Here is an 11943-nt window from a genome sequence, read left to right on the forward strand (position 1 = left end):
ACTGTAATCATGGGGATGCTCAGTCCTAAATGATTATTGTCACACAAATAGCGGGATAAAGTATATACATCTTGGATAAAGGGGAACAAGGGGATGACAAACATAGTACAGACAAACGGTATGAAAAAACTTGTTTGTTTTTATGAAGAGTGGCAAAAACATGGAGATGCAGAGAATAGTTTGAAGTTGTTTGAAGTGATTCAAAAATATAAACAAGAACAGCTTATGATAGCTTTTTGTGGTCATTTTTCGGCAGGGAAATCGACGATGATGAATCATCTATATAAAGCGCAATTACTACCGACAAGTCCAATTCCAACGAGTGCTAATGTCGTTAAAATTGAAAAAGGTTCTGATCGCGTTGTTGTTACGATTAAGTCTGGAGAGCAGTATGAATATGACGGCGCATATTCAGCAGAAGAATTAAAACAAATATGTAAAGACGGTGATGAGGTAATTGGTGTTCATATTTATCGAAATGATGCACCAATTCCTGACGGAGTTATGTTAGTTGATACGCCAGGAATTGATTCTACAGATGATGCTCACCAATTAGCAACAGAATCAACACTGCATCTTGCAGATGTTATTTTTTACATGATGGATTATAACCATGTCCAATCAGAAGTAAACTTACAATTTGTTAAAGAATTGAAACAACGTAATAAAACGGTTTATCTTGTTGTAAACCAAATAGATAAGCATAAAGAAAATGAACTATCTTTTGAAGAGTATAGAGAAAGTGTAAAACAATCTTTTGCTAACTGGGATATTGAAGTGGATGGTATTTTTTATACATCATTGCGAATGATGAATCATCCATACAATGAGATTCAACGTTTAGAAGTACTAATCTCTTCTATCATGAAAGAAAAAGAGCAGTATGTAAGTAAGGGAATGGAGCGAGAAACAGAATATTTACTGCAAGAACATTTCTCATTTATTCTTTCTGAAAATGAAAAACAGCTTATAAAATATGCGGAAGAATTAGTCTCACCGCTGTCGCTTTCAGAGATTGTTGAAAAGAAGGAAGAGTTAATTGAAAATAAAAATCGAGCATCGAGTAAAGAGTCTGATGTAAGAAATGAATTTATTAAAGGTTTACAAGCTATATTAGATAACGCGTATTTAATGCCATTTGAAATGAGAGAATTGGCAAATGAGTATTTAGAAACGAAATTAACGAAATTTAAAGTTGGTTTGCTATTTGCGAAGGGAAAGACGGAGCAAGAAAAACAGAGACGTGTGGATGCTTTTCATTCCACCCTTCAAAAGACTGTTGAAACGCAACTTGATTTTCATGTGAAAGAATTCATTGTAACCTTCTTAAAAGAAGAGGGATTATTTACAGAGGAAATTGGGAAGGACATATATGCTCTAGAGATTGCTTTCGGGCCGGAATTATTGGCGGAGACAATTAAACAAGGGGCTGGCTTTACTGGTGATTACTTACTTCTATATACCGCTGATGTTGCAAATGAGTTGAAAAAAAGATACTTTATGAAATCCCAGCAAATCTTTGGGAAAAGTACGGGTACATTGCAGAAAAAAGCGAAGATAGAAGTTGCTCGTATTGAAGAAGAGATTGAAAAATACACGATGTTACAAACAGCAAAAGAAACGAAATTACAATACATTCAGGCGTATGAGGAATATGAGAGTTATTTAGGAGATGTTTGGAATGAACATATTTCTATACCAGATGGATTGCGAATAGACGAAATATTACAAAGTGAAAAACAAATTGTTAGTGAGAAGTTTACGCTACAAGAGCAAGAAATCGTAAATGATAACGAAATGGCTAGTGAAGAAGAAATTAAAGGGACGGCAGCTTTAAATATTCAGCGTATATTAGAAAAAGTGAAGAAAGCTGAAACAATATTAGATCCATTGCCTACACTGAAACATTTACAGCAAGAAGTAGTTGGAAAAAGACAGCGTGTAGAAACGAAGCAATTTACAGTAGCATTATTTGGAGCTTTTAGTGCTGGGAAATCATCATTTGCTAACGCATTGCTCGGTGAAAAGGTGCTTCCTGTATCACCAAACCCAACGACAGCAACGATTAATCAAATTTTGCCGGTTACAGAGGAAAAACCACACGGAACAGTAATTGTTCAGTTTAAATCAAAGCAAGCACTATTAGAAGATGTGAAAGCTGTTTATAAGCTGTTTCATTATGAGATTACTACGTTAGATGAAGCGTTAACGCAAATTGATAAAATTATGAAATATCCTTCACCGAGCGGGAAGCAAAAAACAACATTTAGCTTTTTACGAGCGGTACAAAAAGGATATGAGGCAGTTGCTGCTCATTTAGGGGAACAAGTACAAGTAACGTTAGAAGAATTCTCTGATTATGTAGCTAATGAAGAAAAATCATGCTTTGTTGAGTATATGGAGCTTTATTACGATTGTGCTTTAACAAGACAAGGAGTAGCTCTTGTAGATACACCAGGAGCTGATTCGATTAACGCCCGCCATACGGATGTTGCATTCCAGTATATTAAAAATGCGGATGCTATTTTATTCGTAACATACTATAATCATGTTTTCTCTCGTGCAGATCGTGAATTTTTAATTCAGCTCGGTCGTGTAAAGGATACGTTTGCGCTTGATAAAATGTTCTTCTTAATTAATGCGGCCGATTTAGCAGAGTCTGAAGAAGAACTTGAAATGGTAAAAGGTTATATTGCAGATCAGCTCTTGCAATATGGTATTAGAAATCCGCGTTTATTTGCAATTTCAAGTTTATGTGCGCTTGAGGAAAAACAAGGGAAAAGTATTGACAAAGAAAAGTATGGCGTCTTACAAAACTCTGGGATTGCTAAGTTTGAAGAATCATTTACATCCTTTATGATGAGGGATTTAATGCTTGTATCTGTGCATGCTTTATATAGTGCATTGCAAGGAGCAAATCAGCTTCTAGTAAATATGATAAATGGCGCAAAGCAGGGAAATGATGAGAAAGCGAAGCAAACAAAAAAATATGAAGCAGAGCGTGATCAGCTACTTCATATTATTTCATCATATAGTGTGCTTGCTGAAGAACAAGCAATGCAAAATGAAGTGAAAGAATTGCTTTATTACGTACAACAACGCTTATTCCTGCGCTATAACGATGTGTTTACTGAATTTATTAATCCAGCATCACTTCGAACGGATGGGAATGTAAAAACGCAGTTGCAACAGTGTGTAATGGAATTAGTTTCATTTATTCAACATGATTTATTACAAGAAATGCGTGCGACATCATTACGTCTTGAAAGGTGGATAGATGAAGCGATGAAGCGCGCGAAGGATGAAATTGTTGTGAACTGCAAAGGAGAAAATGAATCGATTTCTATGGGTGGAACAGTAGATTATGAATATAAAGTTATTACACATAAAGAGCCATTTCCTTCAATAGAAATAAAAGATTTCAAAAAGGCACTAGCGCATTTTAAAAATGAGAAAAGCTTTTTTGAAAAAAATGATAAAGCTTTTATGCAAGAAGATGCTAAAGGAGTACTAGAACCTTTCGTATCAAACTATGTAGCTGATGAAGAAGATTTATTCGTTCATCATTATAAGCAAGAGTGGGATACAAAATGGAATTTATTCCAAAAAGTGATGCAACAAGATGTTGAGAAATATTATGAAAGTATATTATTTGCTTTAGCTGAAACAATTGATGTAACACTATATGAGCAAAGTAAAGAAGAGCTTCAAAAGCAGTTAATAGAAATAGAAAAAGAAATTTATGTTATATAGTCGCTATGAAAAAAAGATTCGTTCAATTTTCTTTTGTAATACAGTATCTAAAGATTTTACGAACCCTGCGAATTCATCAGTAGAAATCATATGAGTAAGAACTAAGCGTCTGCCGTCTGGTGTTTCACCGCATAAGACGAATGAAGAAAACTCATATGTTTTGTTTTCGACTACTAATTTGGGATAGGAATATGTGTCGCTCTTCTTTTTCTTTCCATCTATGGAGATGACGTTGCATTTTTTCTCATTGTTGTCCATGGTGAATCCCTCCTTTCTATTACTTATGGTAGACAAGGAGGGTTTAGAACAATAGAGAAGGGGGAATTTTTATGGATATTGTATTAAATCGTGTTTCTAAAGATAATGTGCCAAAGTCTTTACTCTTGCTTGCTGATCCAAGCGAGCGGCAAATCGCTACATATATACAGAGAGGAATAGTATATGTAGCTAAAGTAGAGGGGAAAGTGGTTGGTGTATATGTGTTGTTAGAAACAAGACCAAAGACGATGGAAATTATGAATATTGCGGTTGTAGAACATATGCAAGGGAAAGGTATTGGTAAGAAGATGTTGTTGCATGCGATAGAAATAGCTAAAGGATATGACATGCACAAAATTGAAATTGGGACAGGTAATTCTAGCGTTTCACAACTTACGTTATATCAAAAATGTGGATTTCGTATTTTTTCTATTGATTTTGATTACTTTTCAAAGCATTATGAAGAAGAGATTATTGAAAATGGGATTGTATGTCGTGATATGATTCGGCTTGCAATGGAATTGAATAAGAACGTATAACTTATTTAGGGGGAAGAGAAGATGGAAGTACATAAAGCAATTACAGCACATTCTCGTAAACAAAATGAAAGTGTAAAAGCATGTTTACAATTAGATGCGCAGCGTGAAGCAGCTATTGAAGCAGCCGTATCTCTTGCGTCAAAGGGGAAAGAATTTTCGGTTGATGTCATTAATGTTGTGACAAAGCAAATTAATGATCTTGCAAAAAATGGTGTTACACTGCAGCGTAAATTTGTTACAGAAGAAATGGTTATGGAGTATGTAAGTCGTTTGCAAGAGAAAGAAGGTCGTTAAAGATGATAGTTACAGTCGAATGGTTACGTGAGCATATAGAAGATGAGAATGTCCGTATAATCGATTGTCGTTTTGATTTAGCGAATCCTAATTGGGGTAGAGAAAAGTATGAGGAAGAACATATTCTTCATGCGTTATATTTTGATTTGAATATAGATTTATCAAGTCCTGTAACAGAACATGGTGGTCGCCATCCATTGCCGAATATTGAGGAGTTTGCAGACAAGCTTTCACAAGCTGGTATTGGTGAACATACGACGGTAATTGCATATGACAGTCAAGCGGGTGCAAATGCTTCTCGTCTCTGGTGGTTATTAAACTATGTAGGACATGAGAAAGTATATATATTAGATGGCGGATTTCCAGCTTGGAAAGAGAATGGACTACCGATAACAACGGAAATTCCTGTTGCTATACGAAAAACATTCAAAGCAAATGTACAAGATCATATGCTTGTAACGATGGAAACGGTGAGAGAGAATATTCATGCAGGTGCAGATGTTACGTTAATTGATTCTAGAGAGCCAAAACGTTATGCTGGTGTAGAGGAACTAGTTGATCCAAAAGCAGGACATATTCCGACAGCAGTAAACTATTTTTGGAAGGATGGAATTGTACAATCAGGACAATTTAAGAATAAAGCTGGACAACAAGAACGATTCCAAAATCTTTCGAAAGATAAGGAAACAATTGTATATTGTGGTTCTGGTGTTACAGCATGTCCAAATATCCTTGCATTGAAATTAGCTGGATTCCAAAATGTTAAATTGTATGCAGGTAGCTGGAGTGATTGGATTTCTTATCCAGAAAATCAAATTGCAAAAGAAGAAGATTAATCACTTGCATGCAAAAATAATTTGTATTAAAATAAGGTCACAAGCAAGAGATTGCTCGAAAAAATTTGTATTTTACACATTGGAAACAATGTGATAATATAACGACAAGTAAATAATACATCCTGCGGTGTGCGTAACTTATTTATGTCTAAAACCGATGTTAGTTATACGGAAGCTCAATATTTAGCGACCATCATCAAGCCTTCCTTGTGGAGGAAGATGTACGGTAACTGTGAGGGCATCCACCTGCGAGTAGCGGGTTTTTGGACATTTACGAGGAGCGGCACGTGCGGGGGTCTTATTTCAACTAACATTATATAAAATTCCTACGGTGTACGTAGCTTATGCATGTCTTAAACCAATAAGTTTAATATGGAAGTTCAATATTTAAATGTAGCTAACAAGCCGTCTTTTTAAGAAGGAAGTTACAAACATTTGTGAGAGCATCCACCTGTGAGAGCAGGTTTATGGACATCTAGAGAGAACGGCATATGTGGGGCTAAATAAAAACCTTACGTTTTATACGTAAGGTTTTTTTGTTGCATAAATATATCTACTTTATCTGGATTCACCTGTGAAGTTTCCATAATAAATATAGCACTTTCTGTCTTCATCAATCTCTCTTGAATCTAAAGTGAACTCCATATGCATACCGTCGCGCTGAATATATATAATATCTGAATGAAGAGATGGTAAAATTTCTTCATAGTTCCATATATCTTTACTATCTATTATGCATGAACTCGTTTCACTTAGTTCTCTAACTTCAAAACCGATGTGGGAGTATGTAGGGTCTGAAGGGTCATTTGCAAACTCTTCTTTTTGAATATATATAACTGCTGCTCCGTCTGGATCTACTGAAGTTGCAGTAACAACATATGTATTTTTATCTTTTATAAAATATTCACAAGTCATGCGTGCGATGATTTCAGGATTAGAAATGTTTGCGTAGTTCCATAAAGCAGGATACCCTTTTGTTTCGTTATTAAGTCGATATTCTAAGCGCATTTTATCCCTCTTCTTCCTTTTTCTTCTACTTTATCATGCCATCCTATATAATAGGAATAGAATTTAAAAAGGGGAGTGCGAAGGTGACAAAAACGAAATGGCTAGTAGGTGGTGTCGTAACGTCTTTAATGACTGGCACTTTATTTGGCTGCGCACAAGATCTTCCCCCAAAACCGAATGATAATAGTTGTTCAGATTGGGATTGGGATGATGAACTTGGGGTATGGCAGTGTGATGATAGTAGTTCAGGTTATCGTGGGCATTACTTCTATGGTGGGAGTTACTATCAAAATAAATCCACTTTTAAAAATTCATCGGCGTTTAAATCTTATCAATCGTCTGCGGAATTTAAAGGTGGAATTGGAAGCGGTTCAAAGGGAGGATTTGGGGGCTAAAATATGTCGCAATACATAAGGGATCGAAAAGAGTTTTATTCGAAATATCCGAATTTTTGGTCGGATTTATATGAAAGTGAGTATAGTTTGTTTCATGTTTTTCCAATAACAGAGCAAACTATGAAACAGTTGCAAGTAGCGACTGAACGAATGGGGGAAATATTTTTTAAGACTGCTAGAATTTTTCGGAGTTTATCTGACGAGCAGCTGTTAGAATTTGGTTTTCCACCTACAAGCTTGCCTTTTATTAGGATGAAAGGACTGTATCCGGAATCTGTTATTTCACGATTTGATTTTGCCTTAACAGATGATAATTGTATTAAAATGCTTGAGTTTAATAGTGATACACCAACTTTTATTGTAGAATGCTTTCAAATGAATGGGGAAGTTTGTGAAGAGTTAGGCTATGATAATCCAAATGCAAATGAAGAGCGTTTACTGTCTTCTGGTATTACAAAGGCTGTAATGGAAGCGACAAAAGGGATAGAGACTCCAAATGTCGTTTTTACATCTCATCATGAACATATAGAAGATTGGAATACGACTATGTATTTGAGTCAGTTATGTCAAGTTGAAAATAAAGTGATGCCAATGTCAGAGCTTAGAATTACTGATGATGCTTTAGTAGATGGAGATGGTGTACGAATCGATGTTTTGTATCGTCAAACATATCCGATTGAAGATTTGATTGAAGATCGAGATCCGGAAACAGGGGATTTGGTAGGAGTGGAACTTTTGCAACTTGTGAAAGAAGGAAAGCTTTTTATTATAAATCCTGTATCGGCTTTTTTACTTCAGCCTAAATCAATTCAATGTCTTATTTGGGGATTAGCAGAAGAGGGGTTTTTTTACACAAGTGAGGAACAACAGTGGATTAAAGAATACATGCTACCTACATATTTAGAGCCGGATTTATTTTTGGAAAAGAATTCTTTCGTTCAAAAACCTTCGTTTGGTAGGGAAGGGGATACGATTACGATTCGTGATAAAGACGAAAGTATTATAATTCGAAATGTGCATGAAACATATAAAACGTCACTACCGATATTTCAAGAATATACAGAGCTTCCAGTAGTTGTTCTTGAAACTGAAAAAGGGATTGAAGAGCTCTCATATGTATTTGGGGCGTTTTTAATTGCTGGAAAAGCGAGCGGTATCGGAATACGTGCTGGAGGAAAAATTACAGGGAATGAATCGTATTATTTACCGGTAGGTATTAAAAAGGGAGGGAAATAAATGATTAATTTTTTACTATATTTAGGAGTATCACTTGCACTACTATGTATCGGCCTTTTTCTTATGGAAGTAACAACGAAAGTGAAAGAGTTCAAGTTAATGGCTCAAGGAAACAAAGCGGTAAGCTATGTACTTGGAGGAAGAGTACTTGGGCTAGCTATCGTTTTATATTCAACAGCTGCTAATTCTATTTCACTTTTGGATATGGTCTCGTGGGGAGCAGTTGGGATATTAGCACAGATTGTTGTATTTTATTTAGCAGAATGGCTTACACCACGTTTTAACATTAATAAAAGCCTTGAAGAAGATAATCAAGCAGTCGGTCTATTCCTTATGTTTTTATCACTTTCAATCGGAGTTGTAATTGCTGGTTGTGTAACATATTAAAATCCTTACGTTTTAACGTAAGGATTTTATTTTTTATGTGCTAATTTTTTGCGATATGTGTTCAAGTAATTTATCCCGATATTTGTGGGCAGTAAAACTTTTACCTCAAAATTCAGCTGGAACAAAGAAGTTATTTGGGAGATTAACTGCCCGTAAAAGTCCGATTAGTGAGGGCTAATAATCAGTGGGGGATGAACAAACCCCCCCCAACTGGTTAAAGTTTCACTTTATGTAGTCGAATGCGTATTAGTGTACTCTACTAGAGGTAGTTGTCGTAATAAGGAAAAGTTTCCATACAAAGTGTTGACATCTATTTTAAATAAGAGTAACATTTTCTATGTAATTAAAATAAGTCTCTGTTAGGTGAGGCTCCTGTATAGAGAAATGCTACTGCCCAAAAATGTCGAGAGACGCCAATGGGTCAACAGGAATGATCGAATTAAGGTTTTTCTTAACGTAGCTGGTAATGAACCTATGCTATACAGTGCTAAAACTCGACGAGGGAGAGGTCTGTAGATTTCTAATTATATTAGGAATCGCTTATTTGTGTATGCAATGACCTTTGCTCTCTTATGAGTAAGGGTCTTTTTTTGTTACAAAGCTATGAATAATTTCATAGTATAGATTATAACTAAAAAATAAATGAGGAGGTGAGGAGCATGTCAAATTCTGACTCGGTTCCGTTACCCATATGCTTCAAATCAAAAATGTATGATGTAGGCAGGAAACGACTTGTTCCTCCCTTTATATTTATCATAATGTAGCGTTTATTCAAGTATTTCAGCGCTAGACACTTTCACGCTAAAGTGGATAAATTGAGAAACAAAGCGTTTCTTCCTATGTTTAAAGGAGGAGACGATAATATGTTATATGTAAATAAAAGTGTGGGTAACACTACTTATAAATTAAGTAAAAAAGCAATGAAAGAACAAACAATGCTTCAAAAGAATAAAGATTTATTAATTGAAATCGCAACAAGAGATGTAAAATCTGTATTTGCGTATTTTAAAACAACAAGAGACGGGCTATCTATGAAAGAGGCACAAAAACGTATTCAAGTATACGGGCGAAATGAATTAACTTCAAAAAGAGCACGTATTGCGGAAGTAATGATGAAGCTAAGTGAAATGATCCCAGGTCTGTCAAAACAAAATGTGAGTGATGAATTACAATGTGAAACAGTTACTGTTTCTAGAGTAGAAGCATCTAGCCTACCAGGGCTAAACAATGAATTGAAAATGATGAAGCTACCAGTACAAGAGCTTGTACCTGGGGATATGATTTTTCTTTCAGAGGGCGATACAGTACCAGCAGATGTACGTATTATTTATGCAAATGATTTATTAGTGAATGAATCTATGCTGACAGGAAACGATGCTAGTATTGAGAAATTTGAAAGCTGCTATCATCTAGAACGTAAACGATTTATTCCATTAAAACGGATGAAAGACTATAATCCACTTGAACTTGAAAATGTATGTTTCAAAGGTACGTATATTGTTGGCGGAACTGCAAAAGCTGTAGTTGTTTCGACAGGTAAAAATACGTATTCAGGAATACTTCATACTTGTTGTGGTAGAACGTCCTAATTTGTTAATGATGCTAAATATAAAAAAACAATGTATAATAGACAAAGTTGAACAAAAACGTAGAATGGTAATCTATATATAACCTTACGTGATAACGTGAGGTTATTATTTTTTGTTAGTAGGAGAGGTATTATGAAAAAAGTATTATTAGTTGATGGTATGGCACTATTATTTCGTGCTTTTTACGCAACAAGTGTCTACGGACAATTTATGAAGAGACAAGATGGTACCCCAACGAATGGGATTCATGGTTATATGAAGCATTTATTAACGGCAACACAAGCAATTGAGCCAACACACATTGTAACGTGCTGGGATATGGGAAGTACGACATTTAGAACAGAATCGTTCTCGAATTATAAAGCAAATCGTGCAGCACCGCCGGAAGAATTAATTCCACAATTTGATTTAGTGCAAGAAATGACTGCTAAATTATCAATTCCAGTCATCGGAATGAAAGGCTATGAAGCTGATGATTGTATTGGTACGCTTGCAAAGCAATATTGTAATGAGGCTGAAGTTTATATTTTAACTGGTGATACAGATTTACTTCAACTTGTTGATAAGAACGTAACAGTTATGCTTCTGCGTAAAGGAATTGGCAATTACGAGTATTACACACCAGAGAAAATCATGGAAGAGAAAGGCGTAGAACCGTGGCAAATTGTCCATGCGAAAGCTTTCATGGGGGATACGAGTGATAATTATCCAGGTGTAAAAGGTATCGGTGAAAAAACAGCATATAAGCTTATTCAAGAACACGGAACAGTATCAGCTGTACTAGAAAATGTAGCGTCATTAACGAAAGCACAGCGTACAAAAATTGAAAGTGATTTAGAGAACTTAAATATTTCATTACAATTAGCGCAAATTCATTGTGAAGTTCCAATTTCATGCTCATTAGAAGAAGGATTGCACACAATGGACGAAGAAAAACTACGATTTGTTTGTGAAGAAATGAATTGGGGAAGACCTGAAATATTAATTAATATGCTTTAAAGAGTATGGAAAGGTTGATCAAATATATTTTTGATTAACCTTTCTTTTTTTGTTCACAAAGTTGTCAGAAAATAAACGGAATTTTCATCTGAAGTTCAAATGGAATTCACAACAATCAATTATTATAAGAACACACAGATAATTCCTTATCTTTTATATAAACCATCCCCCAAGGAGGAAAATAAACATGCGAAAAAAAGTGAGAAAATCCTTTAAACAATTATTAATAGAAAATAAACAATCCCTACTAACTAATAAAGAGAATATGAAAGAAATTGAAGAACGGATTGAGAAACGACATGTAGCATATAATGGTGCTAATAATTAAATAAAATAAAAAAGATAGCCTATAAATAAAGGCTATCTTTTTTATTTTATTTTGAAAAAACACTAGTCCTCTCTTTAATTTTGTAAGTATGCAACATATTTTTATAGTGTTTTTCTAACAATATTAACCATTTTTCGAGGTTGAAATTGGTATATACCAATTTTGAAAATTCACTATTCATAATATTACAAAAAATGTTACAATACACTCAAATTTATACTATAAAATCATTTTAATATGAAAAATTGGAATGAAAAGAAAGGAGAGGAATATGAATAAAGATGTCGCTTTGAAATGATTATTATCATTTCATTAGGAGTT

The 11943-nt window shown here is 34.8% G+C and carries 12 protein-coding genes, 2 other RNA genes and 1 riboswitch; of the genes, 12 read left to right on the forward strand and 2 right to left on the reverse strand.

Annotation, left to right across the window (positions count from 1 at the left end; translation table 11 throughout):
- Positions 1-93 precede the first annotated feature (93 nt).
- Entirely contained in the window at positions 94-3753 is a 3660-nt protein-coding gene (locus BAU23_RS05235) for a dynamin family protein (RefSeq protein ID WP_000182145.1), read from the forward strand.
- Between the two features lie 3 nt (positions 3754-3756).
- Here the strand turns inward: BAU23_RS05235 and BAU23_RS05240 are convergent, their stop codons facing one another.
- The gene (locus BAU23_RS05240; RefSeq protein WP_000369740.1) at positions 3757-4011 is read right to left on the reverse strand and encodes a DUF3931 domain-containing protein; all 255 of its coding nucleotides are present in this window, start codon (positions 4009-4011) and stop codon (positions 3757-3759) included.
- Positions 4012-4082: 71 nt separating this feature from the next.
- Between BAU23_RS05240 and BAU23_RS05245 the strand changes: the two genes are divergently transcribed.
- The 5 genes from BAU23_RS05245 (at position 4083) to ssrS (BAU23_RS05265) (ending at position 6184) form a co-directional block, all read left to right on the forward strand.
- Positions 4083-4550: a GNAT family N-acetyltransferase gene (locus BAU23_RS05245; protein WP_071733702.1), complete on the forward strand. Its 468-nt coding sequence runs from the start codon at positions 4083-4085 to the stop codon at positions 4548-4550.
- Positions 4551-4571: 21 nt separating this feature from the next.
- Entirely contained in the window at positions 4572-4844 is a 273-nt protein-coding gene (locus BAU23_RS05250; RefSeq protein WP_000451807.1) for a YpbS family protein, read from the forward strand.
- 2 nt (positions 4845-4846) lie between these two features.
- Complete coding sequence (locus tag BAU23_RS05255; RefSeq protein WP_000637537.1) at positions 4847-5680, forward strand: sulfurtransferase; 834 nt, start codon at positions 4847-4849, stop codon at positions 5678-5680.
- Positions 5681-5796: 116 nt separating this feature from the next.
- Positions 5797-5979, forward strand: a non-coding RNA gene (gene ssrS / locus BAU23_RS05260) — 6S RNA.
- Between the two features lie 21 nt (positions 5980-6000).
- Positions 6001-6184, forward strand: a non-coding RNA gene (gene ssrS / locus BAU23_RS05265) — 6S RNA.
- 54 nt (positions 6185-6238) lie between these two features.
- Here ssrS (BAU23_RS05265) and BAU23_RS05270 read toward each other — a convergent pair.
- Positions 6239-6688 (reverse strand): hypothetical protein, encoded by a 450-nt coding sequence (locus tag BAU23_RS05270; protein ID WP_001235544.1) that lies wholly within the window; start codon positions 6686-6688, stop codon positions 6239-6241.
- Between the two features lie 83 nt (positions 6689-6771).
- Here BAU23_RS05270 and BAU23_RS05275 point away from each other — a divergent pair, with 83 nt between their 5' ends.
- From BAU23_RS05275 to BAU23_RS05300, 6 genes are all read left to right on the forward strand, one after another.
- Positions 6772-7083: a hypothetical protein gene (locus tag BAU23_RS05275; RefSeq protein ID WP_000169032.1), complete on the forward strand. Its 312-nt coding sequence runs from the start codon at positions 6772-6774 to the stop codon at positions 7081-7083.
- Positions 7084-7086: 3 nt separating this feature from the next.
- Entirely contained in the window at positions 7087-8319 is a 1233-nt protein-coding gene (locus BAU23_RS05280) for a glutathionylspermidine synthase family protein (protein WP_000084957.1), read from the forward strand.
- Positions 8320-8706 (forward strand): DUF350 domain-containing protein, encoded by a 387-nt coding sequence (locus BAU23_RS05285; RefSeq protein WP_000606866.1) that lies wholly within the window; start codon positions 8320-8322, stop codon positions 8704-8706.
- Positions 8707-9054: 348 nt separating this feature from the next.
- Positions 9055-9218: riboswitch (M-box (ykoK) riboswitch) on the forward strand.
- A 351-nt stretch (positions 9219-9569) separates the two neighbouring features.
- A complete protein-coding gene (locus BAU23_RS05290; RefSeq protein ID WP_000967616.1) occupies positions 9570-10295 on the forward strand; it encodes a P-type ATPase actuator domain-containing protein in 726 nt (241 codons plus the stop codon).
- Between the two features lie 132 nt (positions 10296-10427).
- On the forward strand, positions 10428-11294 hold the full coding sequence (locus BAU23_RS05295; RefSeq protein WP_000757066.1) for a 5'-3' exonuclease: 867 nt from the start codon (positions 10428-10430) through the stop codon (positions 11292-11294).
- A 187-nt stretch (positions 11295-11481) separates the two neighbouring features.
- Positions 11482-11622 carry an FbpB family small basic protein gene (locus BAU23_RS05300; RefSeq protein ID WP_001228050.1) on the forward strand — a complete coding sequence of 47 codons (141 nt, stop codon included), beginning with the start codon at positions 11482-11484 and terminating at the stop codon, positions 11620-11622.
- Positions 11623-11943: the final 321 nt, after the last annotated feature.

It is taken from the genome of Bacillus nitratireducens (assembly GCF_001884135.1).
Lineage (GTDB): Bacteria > Bacillota > Bacilli > Bacillales > Bacillaceae_G > Bacillus_A > Bacillus_A nitratireducens.

Coding starts and splice junctions, on each gene's coding strand:
- BAU23_RS05235 (WP_000182145.1), top strand. CDS start 94: ATGACAAACATAGTACAGACAAACGGTATGAAAAAACTTGTTTGTTTT.
- BAU23_RS05240 (WP_000369740.1), bottom strand. CDS start 4,011: ATGGACAACAATGAGAAAAAATGCAACGTCATCTCCATAGATGGAAAG.
- BAU23_RS05245 (WP_071733702.1), top strand. CDS start 4,083: ATGGATATTGTATTAAATCGTGTTTCTAAAGATAATGTGCCAAAGTCT.
- BAU23_RS05250 (WP_000451807.1), top strand. CDS start 4,572: ATGGAAGTACATAAAGCAATTACAGCACATTCTCGTAAACAAAATGAA.
- BAU23_RS05255 (WP_000637537.1), top strand. CDS start 4,847: ATGATAGTTACAGTCGAATGGTTACGTGAGCATATAGAAGATGAGAAT.
- BAU23_RS05270 (WP_001235544.1), bottom strand. CDS start 6,688: ATGCGCTTAGAATATCGACTTAATAACGAAACAAAAGGGTATCCTGCT.
- BAU23_RS05280 (WP_000084957.1), top strand. CDS start 7,087: ATGTCGCAATACATAAGGGATCGAAAAGAGTTTTATTCGAAATATCCG.
- BAU23_RS05285 (WP_000606866.1), top strand. CDS start 8,320: ATGATTAATTTTTTACTATATTTAGGAGTATCACTTGCACTACTATGT.
- BAU23_RS05290 (WP_000967616.1), top strand. CDS start 9,570: ATGTTATATGTAAATAAAAGTGTGGGTAACACTACTTATAAATTAAGT.
- BAU23_RS05295 (WP_000757066.1), top strand. CDS start 10,428: ATGAAAAAAGTATTATTAGTTGATGGTATGGCACTATTATTTCGTGCT.
- BAU23_RS05300 (WP_001228050.1), top strand. CDS start 11,482: ATGCGAAAAAAAGTGAGAAAATCCTTTAAACAATTATTAATAGAAAAT.